Origin of the sequence: Streptomyces bugieae, from assembly GCF_036352915.1 — a bacterium.
GTDB lineage: Bacteria > Actinomycetota > Actinomycetes > Streptomycetales > Streptomycetaceae > Streptomyces > Streptomyces endophytica.
On record NZ_JAZBJP010000003.1, the window covers coordinates 221,830 to 237,450 of the forward strand.

Genomic DNA, 15,621 nt, shown 5'->3' on the forward strand with positions numbered 1-15,621 from the left:
CCGCACCGCACGACGTGGCTCACTCCCGCGACCGGAAGCTGGTCAGGGCGGCTGCCATCGCCCCGGCGAGCAGCAGCGCGAGCCAGCAGCCGGCGACCAGGAAGGGGTGCTGGCCGGGGAAGCCCGAGCCGGGCTGGACCGGGTTGCCCCACAGGTGGCGGATGGCGTCGGCCACCGCGGTGACCGGGTTCCACTCCACCACCGGGCGGAGCCAGGCGGGCATGGCGGACGCCGAGAAGACCGCGTCCGAGAGGAAGGTGCAGACGACCAGGCCGAGGGCCGCGATCGAGTCGACGGACTCGATGTTGCTCACGGTCATCCCCAGCGCGATGCCCACCCACACGGTGGCGAGGATGAACAGGGCGGCGACGCCGAACCCGGCGAGGACCGACAGCGGGTCACCGTGGACCCGCCATCCGATGCCCAGGCCGACGAGGCTGATCACCACCAGGACCCCGAGCCCGATCAGCAGGTCACCCAGCGCGTGCGCGGTCAGCACCGCCGCCCGGGAGATGGGCAGCGACCGGAAGCGGTCCATGAGACCGGCGCGCCGGTCCAGGGCGACGCTGACCGCCGTGGGTCCCACCCCGGCCAGACCTACCTGCGCGGTGATGCCGGCCATCAGGTACTCCTGGTAGGCACCGCCGTGCGGGGACACGATGGCGTTCTTGAACAGGTAGCCCACGGCGAGCAGCATCACCAGCGGGTTCATCACGAGCCCCACCGTGCGTCCGGGGGCCCGGCGGAGGTGGCGCAGCCGCCGGCCGGCCAGGGCGAGGGTCTCCCTGACGACGCCGGCTGCGGCGGACGGTCCGGCGGGGGTGTCGACGGTGAGGGTGCTCATGCCTGCCTTCCGGGGCGCCGCGACGCGAGGCGGCGCAGGTCGTCGTCGATGATCTTCCCGATGGCCGCTTGCGGTCCGGGGTGCATCAGGTACTCGTGCTCGTGCGGTACGTCGTGCCGGTGCACCGCGCCGGTCACGTGCGGCCGCCAGCGCCGGACGGAGTGCGCGGTGGCCTCCGCGGAGCGCTCGGCGGCGGCGACCACCAGGGTCATCGCGCCCTCGTGACTGCCGGGCCGGAAGCGGGTCGCCAGGTCGGCGTGGTGCCGCATGGTGGCCATCAGCCGCTCGACGTCCTCGGTGGCGAGCCGGGCGAACGTCCCCCCGTGCCGGCGGAGCGTGCGCGCGACGGACTCGGCGCCGCCGTCGGCCGCCCCGGCCGCGTCCTCGTGCCCGAGGTACGCGAGGAACCGCACCAGGAGTTCCCGCTCGCCCGCCAGCGGCCCGTCGTGGGCGGGGTCGTGCGGATAGGCGTCGAGGTTGGCCAGGTACGCCACGCGGTCCCCGGCGTGCCGGAGCCGGACGGCCAGTTGGTGGGCGAGCAGTCCGCCGTAGGACCAGCCCATCAGGTGGTAGGGGCCCTCGGGCTGGATCCGCCGGATCAGCCGGAGGCAGGCGTCGGCCTGCGCCTCCAGGGTGGCCGGGGGTGCGCCGCCGCTCGCCTGCGGCGCCTGGAGGCCGTACAGGGGGCGGGCCGGATCGATGTGGGCGGCCAGGCCGACGTACGGGAGGCTGAGGCCCAACCCGCCGTGGAGGCACCACAAGGGCGGCAGTTCACCCGTGGGGCGGATGGGCAGCAGGGGGGCGAACGGGTCGAGCGTGCCCGCGTCGAGCCCGCCGGCCGTCCACTGCTCCTCCAGGTGCCGGACCGTGGCCTGGCCCGGGGCCGTCGGGCCGCGGCGGGCCAGCGCGGCCAGGGCGGCGACGGTGCGCGCGGTGAAGACCTCCGCGACGGCGATCCGCAGGCCGTCCTTGGCCAGCCGGGAGACCAGTTGGACGCTGCCGATGCTGTTGCCGCCGAGGGCGAAGAAGTCGTCCTCGGCGCCGACCCCGGCCACCCCGAGCACCTCGGCGAAGGCGTCGGCGACCAGCCGTTCGGTCCCGTGCTCGGGCGGCCGGGACGGCGTGCCGCGCCGCTCGGGCGCCGGCAGCGCGGCGACGTCCAGCTTGCCGTGCGCGGTCAGCGGCAGCTCCGGCAGGGCCAGGAGGGCCGCGGGCACCAGGTGGCCGGGCAGCCTGCGGGCCAGCGCGGCACGCAGCGCCGCGACATCGGGCTCGGTCCCGGCCTCGGGCACCAGGTAGCCGACGAGCCGCAGGTCGCCGGGGCGGTCCTCGCGCGCGACGACGGCCGCCTGGGCCACCCCGGGCTCGTCGGTCAACGCGCTCTCGATCTCGCCGGGTTCGACCCGGAAGCCGCGGATCTTGACCTGCTGGTCGGCCCGGCCCACGTAGTCCAGGTTGCCGTCGGGGAGCCACCGCACCAGGTCTCCGGTGCGGTACATGCGGGAGCCGGGGGCGCCGAAGGGGTCGGCGACGAAGCGTTCCGCGGTGAGCTCCGGGCGGTTGAGGTAGCCCACCGCGAGGCCGGTGCCGCCCACGTAGAGCTCTCCGGTGACGCCGGCCGGAACCGGGGACAGCGCGTCGTCGAGGACGTAGGTGCGGTGCCCGGCGACGGGGCGGCCGATGGGTGGGCGGCCTCCTTGGAGCCGGTCGCCGAGGGTGCAGCAGACGGTGGTCTCGGTCGGGCCGAAGGCGTTGACCATCCGGGTGGCCCCGGCCCAGCGGTCGACGAGTTCCGGTGGGCAGGCCGAGCCGGCGACCGCCAGCAGCATGTCCTTGGGCAGCCAGGCGTCCGGCGGGAGGGAGGCCACCACGACCGGCGGCAGCACCGCGAGGTTGACCGCGTGCCGGCCGATCGTGTCGGCCAGCGGCTCCCCGGCCCGCCGGTCGTCGTCGGCCTGGACCAGGGTGCCGCCGCTGAACAGCGACACGCACAGTTCCCACACGGCCGCGTCGAAGCCGAAGGACGCGAACTGCAGGGCCCTGGTGTGCGGGCCGAGCCCGAGGCGGGCCCGGTGGTCGCGGGCGAGATCGGCGGCCGTGGCGTGGCTGACGGCGACGCCCTTGGGCCGCCCGGTGGACCCGGAGGTGTAGATCACGTACGCGAGGTCCGCGGGGGTCAGGGGCCGGGTCCGCTCGTCGTCGGTCAGCGGCCGCGAGGGGCGCGCGGCGACGGACTCCGCGGTCGCGGCGTCGTCGAGCACCACGGTCCGGTCCTCCGCCACCACGTCGCCGGGCAGCGCGCCCGATGCCCGCACCGCGGTGCGGGTCACCAGGAGCGCGGGCCGGGCGTCGGTCAGCATCTGCGTGATCCGCGCGGTGGGGTAGCCGGGGTCGACCGGGAGGTAGGCCGCGCCGGTCTTGAGCACCGCGAGCAGCGCGACCACCAGGTCGGCCGAGCGGGGCAGCGCCAGGGCGACCAGGGTGCCCGGGCCGGCGCCGAGGTCCCGCAGATGGCGGGCGAACCGGCCGGCCCGCTCGTCCAGTTCGCGGTAGGTCAGCCGGTCCCGGTCGGAGACGAACGCGGGATGGCCGGGCCGCTGCCGCGCCCACTGCTCGAACAGGTCCGGCAGGGTGACGGGCGGGGGCGCGGTCCACTGCCGGTCGGCGCTCCACCGCTCCAGGATCTGCCGGCGCTCCCCGGGCGCCAGGACCTCTAGGGAGCTCAGCCGTTCCGTGGGCCGGGTGACCGCGGCGGTCAGCAGGCGGACGAAGCGCTCCGCGAGCCGCTCGGCGGTGGGGCGGGTGTACAGATCGGTGGCGAACTCCAGCCGGCCGGTGAGGCCCGCCGGTCCGTCGGCGTCGTGCTCCTCGGCGATCTCGAAGGCGAGGTCGAACTTGACGCCCAGGCCCACCTCCACCGGGGCGCACTCCAGCCCGTCCAGGGAGAACCGGGAGCGCTCGGTGTTCTGGAGGATGAGCATGACCTGGAACAGGGACTGGCGCGCCAGGGAGCGGGTGGGATTGAGCGCCTCCACCAGGCGCTCGAACGGCAGCTCCTGGTGCGCGTAGGCACCGAGGTCCGCCTCCCTGACCCGGTGCAGCAGTTCGACGAAGGCCGGGTCGCCGCCGGTGTCGGTGCGCAGTACGAGGGTGTTGACGAAGAAGCCGACCAGGTCGTGCAGGGCGGCGTCGGTGCGGCCCGCCACGGGGGTGCCGAGGGGGATGTCGGTGCCGGCGCCCAGCTTGGTGAGCGTGACGGCGAGGGCGGCCTGGAGCACCATGAAGGGGCTGACCCCGGCGGAGACCGCCAGCGCGGCCAGCCGGCGGTGGATCTCGGCGGGCACGGTGAAGCCGACCGCGTCACCGGCGTACCCGGCCATCTGCGGCCGCCGGTGGTCGGTGGGCAGCTCCAGTTCCTCGGGCATGCCGCGCAGGGTGGTGGTCCAGTAGTCGAGTTGCCGGTTCTGGAGGCTCCCGGGGTCGTCCTCGGTGCCGAGCAGGCGCCGCTGCCACAGCGTGAAGTCGGCGTAGCTCACCGGCAGTTCGGGGAGCTCGGGGGCGCGGCCGGCGGCCCGTGCCCGGTACGCCGCGGAGAGTTCACCGGCCAGGACCTCCAGCGACCAGCCGTCGACGGCGATGTGGTGCATCACCAGCAGCAGTACGTGCTCCGTCGGCCCGAGCCGGAACAGCCGGGCGCGCAGCGGGAGTTCCGTGGCCAGGTCGAAGTCGGCGGCGCACTCGGCCGCCAGGCGGGCGGTCAGCTCCCGCTCGCCCCCGGTCACCTCGTACCGCGGCAGGTCCGGCCGGGCCTCGGCGGCGTCCACCACCACCTGGCCGGGGACGCCGGCCAGTTCGGGGTAGACGGTGCGGAGCACCTCGTGGCGGTCGGTGAGGTCGCCCAGCGCGGCGCGCAGCGCCCCGGTGTCCGGCTCGCCGGTGAGGCGGACCGCCGACGCCACGTGGTAGGCGCCGCCGCCGGGGGCGAGGCGGTTGAGGAACCACAGCCGCTGCTGCATGTGCGACAGCGGCACGAAGGACGGCCGTTCCTGCGGGCGCAGCGGTTCCCGGGCGGCCGGGGCGGCGGTGAGGTGGCCGGCGAGGGCGGCCGGCGTGCGGTGGTCGAAGAGGGCGCGGACCGACAGTTCGGCCCCGAGTGCGGCCCGGACCCGGCTGACCAGCCGGGTCGCCAGGAGGGAGTGGCCGCCCAGGACGAAGAAGTCGTCGTCCGGGCCGACGTCGGCGCAGCCCAGGGCATCGGCGAACAGGCCGCGCAGGATGTCCAGCGCGGGGGTGCCGGAGGCCGGCAGCGGCCGGGCCGGGGTGGCGGCCGGCGGCTCCGGGAGCCGGGTGCGGTCGACCTTGCCGCTGGTGCCGAGCGGCAGCGCGTCCAGGCGGACGAAGGCCGCCGGGACCATGTAGGAGGGCAGCGCGGCGGCCACCCCTTCGCGGATCCGCGCGGTGTCCGGGTCCGGGTCCGGGGTGACGAGGTAGGCGACCAGCCGTACGTCGTCCGCCCCGTACGTGCGGGGCACCACCACGGCGTGGGTCACGCCGGGCTGGGCGACGAGGGCCGCCTCGATCTCGCCGGGTTCGATGCGGTGGCCGCGCACCTTGATCTGGTGGTCGGTCCGGCCGAGGTACTCCAGCCGTCCGTCGGCGTCCCAGCGGGCCAGGTCGCCGGTGCGGTACATGCGGGTGCCCGGAGCGCCGTGCGGGTCGGCGACGAAGCGCTCGGCGGTCAGCGCGGGGCGGCCGAGGTAGCCGTCGGCGAGTTGGGCCCCGGCCAGGTAGAGCTCGCCCACGACGCCGGGCGGCACCGGTCGCAGCGCCGCGTCCAGGACGTATCCGCGGGTGTTGGCCAGCGGGGTGCCGATGGGCGGGGTGCGGTCGACCGGGGCCCGGACCTCGTGCGCGGTGACGTAGACGGTGGCCTCGGTGGGCCCGTAGAAGTTGACGAGGGATCCGGCGTGCCGGAGCAGCCCCTCGGCGAGCGCCGCGCTCAGCGCCTCTCCCCCGGACAGCAGGCGCAGTCCGGCCAGGCAGCCGGGCTGCGCGGTCAGCAGCGCCTGCAACTGGCTGGGGGTGGCCTGCAGGACGGTCGCGCCGTGGGCCCGTACCGCCGCCGCGAGGGCCGCCGGGTCGCGGGTGGTGGCGCGGTCGGCGAGGACCAGCCCGGTGCCGGTCAGCAGCGGCAGGAAGAGCTCCAGCAGGGCGATGTCGAACCCGAAGGTGGTGGTCGCCAGGGTGCGGTCGTCCCTGGTCAGGGGCACTCTGCGCGGCAGGTCGTCGAGGAAGTTGGCGAGGGCGCCGTGCGGGACCACGACGCCCTTCGGCCGGCCGGTCGAGCCCGAGGTGTACAGGATGTAGGCGGGCAGGGCGGGGTGGAGCGGGCCGCCCCGCTCGGCGTCGGTGAGGTCGCCGTCGGCGAGGGTGTCCAGCAGGTCGCCGACGGCGGGCCGGTCCATCAGGACGGTGGGGCCCGGCCAGCCGATGGCGGCGGCCTCGGCGGTGGCGCTCAGCAGCACGGCGGGGCGGGCGTCGTCCAGCATGTACCGGATGCGGGTGCGCGGGTGGTCGGGGTCGACCGCGAGGAACGCGCCGCCGGTCTTGAGGACGGCGAGCACGGCGACCAGCAGGTCGCCGGTGCGGGGCAGCGCCACGGCGACGACGGACCCCGGCCCGGCGCCGTGGTCGAGCAGGTGCCGGGCGAGCCGGTTGGCGCGGCTTTCCAGCGCGCCCGCGGTCAGCTTCCGGTGGTCGCTCTCCACGGCGACCCGGTCCGGGTCCTGGGCGGCCCGCCGGGCGAGGGCGTCCGGCAGGAGCCGGCCGGGGGCGGGCCGGGCGGTGTCGTTGTACCCGGCCAGTACGCGTTCCCGTTCCTCGGGTACGAGGAGGTCGAGGCGGCCGGCCGGTTCGTCGGCGACGTCGGGGAGGCGTTCCAGCAGCCGGGTGGCCCGGCCGAGCAGCCGGCGGGCGGCCTGCTCGGTGAAGAGTCCGGGGTGGCGCTGGAGGCGCAGTTCGAGGCCGTCGCCGGGCAGGACGACCAGGCTGAGCGGGAACTCGGTGTCGTTGCGGATGTCGGAGGCGAGCAGGCGCAGGCCGGTCAGTTCGGTGAAGGCGTCCTCGCCGGTCCGCGGGTAGTTCTGGAACAGGACCGCGGTGTCCAGGAGGGTCGCGCCGCCGACGAGTTGCTGGATGTCGACGAGGCCGAGGTGCCGGTGCGGGAGCAGGTCCGCCTGCCGGTCCATGAAGGCGGTGAACACCTCCGTCAGGGAGCGGGCCGGGTCGATCCGCAGCCGGGCGGGCAGGGTGTTGGCGAACATCCCGACCAGCGAGTCGACACCGGGCAGTTCGGCCGGCCGGCCGGAGTCCACCACCCCGAAGGTGACGTCGTTGCGGCCGGTGAGCTGGCCGACGAGGAGTCCCCATCCGCCCTGGACCACCGTGCCGGTGGTCAGCTGGTGGCCGCGCGCCCAGCCGGCCAGCCGTCCGGCGGCCGGTGGGGACAGGTGGCCGCGCACGGTGTGCGGGACGACCGCGGTGCGGCCCGGGTCGTCCGGCGCGACCAGGGACGGTTCGGACAGCCCCGACAGCGCCTCGCGCCACGCCCGGCGTGCCGCCCGGCCGTCCTGGCGGGCCAGCCAGGCCAGGTGGTCCCGGTAGCCGGTCCCCGGGCGTACGGCGGGGGCGGCGGTGCCGGACGCGGCGGCGTAGTCCTCGAAGAGGCCGGACAGCAGCAGCGGCATGGACCAGCCGTCCACCACGATGTGGTGCGCGGTGAGCAGGAAGCGGTACAGACCGTCGGCGCGGCGGACGAGGGTGCACCGCAGCAGCGGCGGGCGGGTGAGGTCGAAGCGTTCGGTCCGGTCGGCCTCGGTGATCCGTTCCAGTGCGGCGGCCTGCCCGTCGGGGGGCAGGTGGCCGAGGTCGAGCGAGGTCCAGCGCAGCGGCACGGCGGCGGGCAGCACCTGGACCGGTTCGCCCGACCGGCGGGTGCGGAAGCAGGCCCGCAGGTTGGGGTGGCGTACGAACTGGGTGCGCACCGCGGCGCGCAGCCGGTCCTCGTCGAGGGGGCCGGCGAGGTCGGCCGTGAACTGCAGGACGTGGATGTCGGGGCCGTCCTGCACCAGGTCGGCGTGGAAGAGGAAGGCGCGCTGCAGCGGCGACAGCGGCAGGAAATCACTGCCCGGCCGGGTCGTGGAAGTGGTCGCCATCATGACTCCAGCTCGGTGTCGAGTTCCGCCAACTCGCCTTCGAGTGCGGCGAGTTCGTCGCCGTCCAGGTCGAGGAGGTCCGCCGGGTCCGCGGTGGTGCCGGCCCCGGGGGCGGGTTCCCCGGCGGGTTGCCGTGCGGCGGCGAGGGCGGCGGGGGTGCGCAGCCGGAAGACCTGCCCGGCGGTCAGCGGCAGCCCCTTCGCGCGGGCCCGCCCGACGACCTGGATCGCGCTGATCGAATCCCCGCCCAGCAGGAAGAAGTTGTCCTGCGGGCCGACCTGTTCGAGCCCCAGGACCTCCGCGAACAGTCCGCACAGCAGCGCCACCTCGGCGGCCGTCGCGCCCGGGGCCGGTCCGGTGTCGGCCCGGTCCGTCCCGCCGGCGGGTGCCGGGACACCGCCGCGCCGCGGCACGTCCTCGTCGGGGACCGGGGCCCCCGGTCCGGCGACGGGCCGGCCGGGGTGCTCCACCAGCCCCAGGAGCAGTTGGCGAAAGGCCGTGGCGAGCGCCTCGACGGCGGCCCGGTCCAGGACGTCGGGCGCGTGGTCGAAGCGGATCTCCATGCGGGCGCCGGTCCGCACCACGAGGCTGAGGGGGTGGTGGCGGGCGTCGCGGGCGCCCGCGCCGGCCACCCGCAGACCGGCCCCGGCGGGCAGGTCGTCGGTGGTCACGGTCGGGAAGTTCTCGAAGACCAGGACCGTGTCGAAGGGTTCACCGGCCGCGGCGAGCGCGGGGTTGCCCCCGAGCATCTCGCCGAGCCCCAGGTGGTCGGCGTCGCGCAGTGCCGACTGCTCCTTCTGCAACCGGTGCAGGAAGTCGGTCGCCGGCTCGCCGGGACGCAGCACGGCACGCACCGGGAGGGTGTTGAGGAACGGTCCGACGATGGACTCCACACCGGGCAGCGCGCCGGGACGGGTGGAGACGATCGAGCCGAACAGCACGTCGTCGCGTCCGGTCGTGCGGCTCAGCAGCGCCGCCCAGGCGCCCAGCAGGAGGGTGTTGACGGTGAGCCCCTGCGCCGCCGCGAAGCCGGTGAGCGCGGCCGTTTCGGCCCCGGTCAGCAGCAGCGGCACCGACGCGGGCTCGACCGGTTCCCGGCCCGGTTCGGCCGCGCAGAGGTACACCGGTCCGGTGGCGCCCTCCAGCGCCGACCGCCAGACGGCCCGGGCCGCTTCCCGGTCCTGTGCGGCGAGCCAGGAGAGGTAGGCGCGGAACGGCACCGGGGCGGGCAGGTCCCGGGCGTCGCCGCCGTCCGCGTAGCAGGTCAGCAGTTCCCGGACGAGGACCGGCATGGACCAGCCGTCGACGAGGATGTGGTGCAGGGTCCAGATCAGCCGGTGCCGCCGGTCGTCGAGGCGGACCAGCGTCCAGCGCATCAGCGGCGGGTGGGCGAGGTCGAAGTGGCGCTCCCGGTCGGCCGCGGCGAGGCGGGACAGTTCCGCCTCGCGCTCCCCGGCGGACAGGGTGCGGCAGTCGACCCGGGTGAGCGGCACGGTGACGCCCTCGCGCAGTACGGCGACCGGGTCGCCGGCGTCGCGGTAGCGGAAGCCCGCCGCCAGCTGGGGGTGCCGGTGCAGCAGGGCGGCCATCGACCGCTCCAGTGCCGCGGTGTCGAGGGGGCCGGTCAGGTCGGCGGTGATCTGGAGGGTGTAGAGGTCGGGTCCCTCGCCGCGCAGCTGGGCCTGGAAGAGCAGGCCGCGCTGGAACGCGGTCAGCGGCAGCACGTCCGTCAGGGCGCCGGCGCTCTCCCGTGCCAGCGCGTCGGTCTCCTCCTGCGTCAGGGTGACCAGCGGGAAGTCCGACGGGGAGGGTCCGCCGGCGTCCGGCAGCGCGAGGTGGCGCACCACGGCCCGCAGCGCCTCGAACCAGCCCCGGGCGATCTCCTCGACGTCCGCGGCGGTCAGCACGCCGTCGGCCCACAGCCAGTCCGCGGCCAGCCGCGGTCCGGTCCCGAGGTCCTCGGTGACGGCGGTGACCGCCAGCGGGTGGCGCAGCGGCATGCCGGGGTGGACGCCGGTGCCGACGACCGCGTGCGTGCCGTCCATGGTCCACGGGCCGGCCGCGCCGTCCACGGTGAACCGCCCGAGGTAGTTGAGGCCGATCTCCGGGGTGCCGCCGGCCGCCAGCAGCCGGGCGGTCTGCGGGTTGAGGTGGCGCAGCAGGCCGTGGCCGAGGCCGCGGTCGGGCACCGCGCGCAGTTGCTCCTTGGTCCGCTTGACGACGGTGGCCAGGGCCGGCCCGGCGCCCCAGGCCTCGGCGGCGTCGAACTCCCCGGGGTCGAGCAGGACGGGGAAGACGGAGGTGAACCAGCCGACCGTGCGGGACAGGTCGGCCGGCGCGTCGAGCTCCTCGCGTCCGTGGCCTTCCAGTTCGACCAGGACCCGCGGGCCCGCGTCCGGGTCGTGCCGGGACCGCCAGCGGCCGACGGCCAGGGCGAGCGCGGCCAGCAGGAGGTCGTTGATCTCGCCGTGGAAGGCGGTGACGGCGGAGGTGAGCAGGGCGGCGGTGGTGTCCTCGGGCAGGTGCAGCCGCAGCCGGCCGGCCCGGCCGTAGGTGTCACGGGCCGGGTCGAGGGGGCGCCGGCCGAGACCGGCGGCCGGGTCGCCGGTCTGCCGCCGCCAGTGGTCGAGTTCGGCGATCCGCCGGCCGGAGCGGGACTCGCGGGCCAGCAGGGACGCCCAGCGCCGGTAGGAGGTGGGCACCCGCGCCGGCTCCGGGGGCTCCCCGGCCTCGACCGCCTCGCAGGCGGCGCGCAGGTCGGCCAGGAGGATGCGCCAGGAGACGCCGTCGACGACCGTGTGGTGCGCCAGCAGCAGCAGGCGGCCCGTGCCGTCCGGGCCGCGGCCGAGCAGCACCGCCTGGAGCATCACACCGCCGCGCGGGTCGAGCCGGGCGCGGGCCGCCTCTCCTTGCGCGGCCACGGCCCGTTCGAGGGCGGCCGGGTCGGTCGGGGCGCCGTGCGCGGTGTGGACCAGGGTGGCGGCGTCGACCGTGCCGGGCTCCCCGGTGCGCAGCGTCCAGACGCCGGGCACCGGTTCGTGCAGCCGCAGCCGGAGCACGTCGTGCCGGTCGACGAGGGCCTGCAGCGCGGGGGCCAGGCGTTCGGCGGTCAGTCCGGGGGGTGTGCGGAGGACCACGTACTGGCTGTACTGCGCGGCCGGCCCGTCGAGCGTGGTCAGGTCCTCGCAGAGCTGGGCGATGATCGGGGTGGGCTCGACGTCCCCCACGCCGTCGTCGGCCGCCGTGGTGCGGGGCGTTGAGCCTTCGGGGGTGTCCTGGTCCCCTCGCACGGGGTGGTGCGCGGCGAGGGCGGCGGGGGTGCGGTGGTCGAAGATCGCCCGGGGGGTGAGCGTCACCCCGCGGGTCCGCGCCCGGCTCACCACCTGGATCGCGGTGATGGAGTCGCCGCCGAGGGCGAAGAAGCTGTCGTCGGCCCGGACCTCGGGCAGGTGCAGCACCTCGGCGAAGGTCTCGCAGAGCACCGTCTCGGCCCCCGGCCGCGGTCCGCGGCGCCGCCGGGTGGCCGGGGCGGGGACGCGGGCGGGGTCGGGCAGCGCCCGGCGGTCCACCTTGCCGTGCGCGGTCAGCGGCATCCGTTCCAGCGCGACCCAGCCCGACGGCACCATGTACTCCGGCAGCGCCGCGGCGACCGCGTCGCGCACCGCGTCCGTGGGCAGGTCCGGCGCGACGACGTAGGCGATCAGACGGGTGGCGCCGGACGGGCCGGCGACCGCCCGCACCGCCGCGTCGGCCACCCCCTCGACCTCGCGCAGCGCGGCCTCCACCTCGCCCAGTTCGATCCGGTGTCCGCGCACCTTGACCTGGTGGTCCAGGCGCTCGACGAACTCCAGCTGGCCGTCCGGGCGGCGCACCACGCGGTCGCCGGTGCGGTACATCCGTGCCCCGCCCCCGGCGAAGGGGTCGGCGACGAACGAGGCGGCGGTCTTGACCGGGTCGGAGAGGTACCCGCGGCCCACCCCGGCGCCGCCCACGAAGAGTTCGCCCACCTGACCCACCGGGACCGGGCGCAGATCGCCGCCGAGCACGTGCAGGACGGTGTTGCGCACCGGGCGGCCGATGGGGACCCGGGCGCCCAGCTCCTGCCCCGGCCGCAGCACGGCGTGGGTCACGTCGTCCGAACACTCGGTGGGTCCATAGGCGTTGACCATCGGCACCCCGGCGATCCGCCACCAGCGTGCGCACAGGTCCGCCGGGAGCGCCTCACCGGTGACCATCAGCCACCGGAGGGAGCCGGTGTCGGGGCCGGTGTCCGAGACCTGCCAGAGGTCCAGCGCGGCGCGCAGCAGCGACGGGACGACCTCCAGCACCGTCACCGCGTGGTCCGCGACGGTGCCGAACAGCGCCTCGGGGTCGGCCGCGACGTCGTGCGGGACGATCTGCACGACGCCGCCGGCCAGCAGCGGGCCCAGCATCTGCCACACCGACACGTCGAAGGTCACCGGCGCGTTCCACACCACCGTGTCGCCGGTCCCGAGGCCGAGGTCCTCGATCTTGGCGAGGAGGTGGTTGAGCATCCCGCGGCGTTCGACGATCGCGCCCTTCGGCCGGCCGGTCGATCCCGAGGTGAAGATCACGTAGGCGGGGTCCCGCTCCGCGCCCGCCGGGGCGGACAGCGCGATGGGCGCGGCCGCCGCGGTGAAGTCCCGGTCCGCGGCCAGCCGCCGGACCGGGTGGCCGGTCAGCGCGGTCACCTCGTCGGCGGGCGCGGCGCATCCGGGGCCGACGACCAGGTGGCCGACGCGGGCGTCGGTGAGCAGCCCGGCGGCCCGGGCCGCCGGGGCCCGCACGTCCAGAGGGACCCAGGCGCCGCCGGCCTGCAGGACGGCCAGCACCGTGCCGAGGAAGACCGCGCCGGGTTCGGCCAGCACGCCCACCAGTGAGCCGGGTCCCACACCGGCCTCGGTCAGCCGCCGCGCCATCGCGTCGGCCCAGGTCACCAACTGCCCGTAGGAGACCGCCAGTTCGCCCTCCGCCAGGGCGGTGGCCGCCGGGTCCCGCTCGGCGCGCTCCCGTATCCGCTCCACCACGCCGCCGCGCACCGGGCCGGTGGGTCCGGTGCCGGCGGCGAGCAGCTCGGCGCGTTCGTCCTCGGTGACCGTCTCCAGCCGGCCGAGCGGGGTGTGGGCCGGGGCCGACGCCAGCCGGCGCAGGAACGCCTCGAACCGGCTCAGGTGGCCGCGGATCTCCTCGGGCCGGTAGAGCGCGGGGTTGCCGTTCATGTGGAGTTCCAGGCCGCCGCCGGCGGCGTCCAGGACGGTGATCATCAGGTCGTCGACGATGCCGGTGGAGAGGTTGTGCAGCGTCGCCCGGCAGGGGCCGAGGCGGATCTCCGGGTTCTGCGGCAGGACGTTGACGAACGGCCCGAACGGCCGCCGGTCGCCCGCCGTCAGGCCCATCGCCCGGCGCAGCCGCTCGGCCGGGTAGCGCTGGTGCCGCAGCGACCGGGCGAGGGTCCGGGAGGTCGCGGTGAGCAGCTCCGCCACCGTCGTGGAGGCGGGGAGCCGGGCCGGGAACGGGAGGTAGTTGGCGACCATTCCGGGCACGGTGCGGGCGAGCGCGGACTGCCGCGCGGTCACCGGGAGGGTCAGCAGCACCTCGGGGTTGCCGGTGGCCTTGGCGACGTAGGCGGCCGTGGCGGCGATGGCGAAGGTCGGCCAGGTCACCCCGGCGTCCGCCGCGGCGGCGCGCAGGGTGGCCGCGGCGGCGGCGTCGACGGTGCGGGTGACCCGCAGGAACGCGGTGCCGGGTGCGGGGTCCCCGGTGGCCAGGCCGGTCGGTTCGGCGTCCCGCGGCAGGTGGCGCTCCCAGAAGAGCCGGTCGCGCTCGACGGCGGGCGAGGCCAGGTACGCCGTCTCGGCGTCCAGCAGCACCCGCAGCGGGGGCAGCGGCGTCCCCGGCAGTCCGCTCCCGTCGGCGGCCGGGCCGCCGTAGACCTCGCTGAGCCTGCGGTAGACCGCGAGCCGGCTGTATCCGTCGGCGAGCAGGTGGTGCATGGCCAGGTGGAGCAGGTGGCGGTCGGCGGCGACCCGCACCAGCGTCAACCGGAACAGCAGGCTCCCGGTGAGCCGGAAGGGCCGGTGCAGATCCTCGTCGAAGAGCCGCAGGGCCTCGGCGACCGGATCGGCGGCGCCGCTGAGGTCCAGGTGCCGCAGCGGCAGTTCCCCGAGCGGCCGGACGTGCTGGACGGGGACGCCGTCCGTCTCGGAGAACCGCGCCCTGGTGCACTCGGCCTCGTCCAGCACCGTCTCCAGCGCCCGGCGCAGCAGGGCCGCGTCGAGCGGCCCGGAGATGTCGAGGTAGTCGGCCATGTTGTAGGCCAGTCGCCCCTGCGAGAGCCGCTCGTCGAACCAGATGCCGGACTGGGCGCCCGTCAACGGCAGGGCGGTGTCGGCGGGTGGGGTCATGGTGTCTCCTGCACGCGTCACGGTGGAAGGGCGGGGCCGCTGCTACGGGGGCGCCGGCGAGGGTGGGAGCGGGGCGGCGGGAGCCTGGGCGGGGGCGGCTCAGCCGACCCGGGCGGGCACGTCGTCGTCCAGGGCCCGCGGGCCGTAGAGGTCGAGGACCCACTGCTCCTGGTACACGGTGTCCAGGTAGCGCTCACCCAGGTCGGGGGCGATGGCGACGGCCCGGCCGCCGGGCGGCAGCGGATGCCGCGCGAGCCACGCGAGGGCGCCGCTGACGACGGTGCCGGTGGACCCGCCGAAGAGGAAGCCGCGGCGGGCCAGCCGGCGGCAGCTGCGGATGGTGTCGGGCTCGGCGACCAGCACCACGTCGTCGACGAGCGACTCGTCCAGCAGCGGCGGTCGGACGCCGGTGCCCAGCCCCGGGATCATGCGGGTCCGGGCGGGGCCGCCGAAGGTGACCGACCCCTCCGCGTCCACCGCGACCACCCGGACCGACGGCTTGTGGTCGCGCAGGTAGCGGGCGCAGCCCATCAGGGTGCCGGTGGTCCCGGCCCCGACGAAGAGGACCGACAGGTCGGGGAAGGCCTTGAGGATCTCCGGGCCGGTGCTGTCGTAGTGGGCCTGCCCGTTGTCCGGGTTGGCGTACTGGTTGAGCCAGAGGAAGTCCTCGTTGCCGGCGCACAGTTCGCGGACGTGCGCGAGGCGCGCGCCGAGCAGCCCGTCCACCGGGTCCGGGGTGGTGATGACGTGCACCTCGCTGCCCAGCGCCTGCATGAGCTGACGGGCGCCGAGGGTGCAGCGGGAGTCGGTCACGCACAGGAAGCGGTAGCCCCGGGCGGCGGCCAGCAGGCTCAGTGCCACGCCGAGGTTCCCCGAGGAGCTCTCCACCAGGGTGGAGCCGGGACGTAGGCGCCCCCGGCGTTCGGCGGCGTCCACCATCGCGCGCGCGGCCTTGAGCTTGATGGAACCGGCGAAATTGAATCCCTCGCATTTCAGCATCAACGGTTCACCGACGAGGGGTTCCAGATCGACGAAGAGGTCGTCGGCATTGAATTCGTGGGGAGCGGTGATGATGTGAATGGGACACCTGCCGCCTTGATGGGAATGGGCTTCTTCAGATGCGTGCGCGATCCTGCCA

At 75.8% G+C, this 15,621-nt stretch carries 4 protein-coding genes; all 4 read right to left on the minus strand.

Annotation, left to right across the window (positions count from 1 at the left end):
* Positions 1 to 19: 19 nt before the first annotated feature.
* The 4 genes from V2J85_RS11205 to sbnA all read right to left on the minus strand — a co-directional run bounded on the left by V2J85_RS11205 (position 20) and on the right by sbnA (position 15,563).
* The gene (locus V2J85_RS11205; RefSeq protein WP_261952621.1) at positions 20 to 844 is read right to left on the minus strand and encodes an ABC transporter permease; all 825 of its coding nucleotides are present in this window, start codon (positions 842 to 844) and stop codon (positions 20 to 22) included.
* Positions 841 to 8,058, minus strand: a complete 7,218-nt coding sequence (locus tag V2J85_RS11210; RefSeq protein WP_330821508.1) for an amino acid adenylation domain-containing protein — start codon at positions 8,056 to 8,058, stop codon at positions 841 to 843. Before V2J85_RS11210 ends, V2J85_RS11205 begins: the two co-directional genes overlap by 4 nt.
* The gene (locus tag V2J85_RS11215; protein ID WP_330821509.1) at positions 8,058 to 14,483 is read right to left on the minus strand and encodes an amino acid adenylation domain-containing protein; all 6,426 of its coding nucleotides are present in this window, start codon (positions 14,481 to 14,483) and stop codon (positions 8,058 to 8,060) included. The genes V2J85_RS11210 and V2J85_RS11215 overlap by 1 nt, the downstream gene beginning before the upstream one ends.
* Before the next feature lie 99 nt (positions 14,484 to 14,582).
* Positions 14,583 to 15,563 carry a 2,3-diaminopropionate biosynthesis protein SbnA gene (gene sbnA / locus V2J85_RS11220; protein WP_261957211.1) on the minus strand — a complete coding sequence of 327 codons (981 nt, stop codon included), beginning with the start codon at positions 15,561 to 15,563 and terminating at the stop codon, positions 14,583 to 14,585.
* Positions 15,564 to 15,621: the final 58 nt, after the last annotated feature.

Coding starts and splice junctions, on each gene's coding strand:
- V2J85_RS11205 (WP_261952621.1), bottom strand. CDS start 844: ATGAGCACCCTCACCGTCGACACCCCCGCCGGACCGTCCGCCGCAGCC.
- V2J85_RS11210 (WP_330821508.1), bottom strand. CDS start 8,058: ATGGCGACCACTTCCACGACCCGGCCGGGCAGTGATTTCCTGCCGCTG.
- V2J85_RS11215 (WP_330821509.1), bottom strand. CDS start 14,483: ATGACCCCACCCGCCGACACCGCCCTGCCGTTGACGGGCGCCCAGTCC.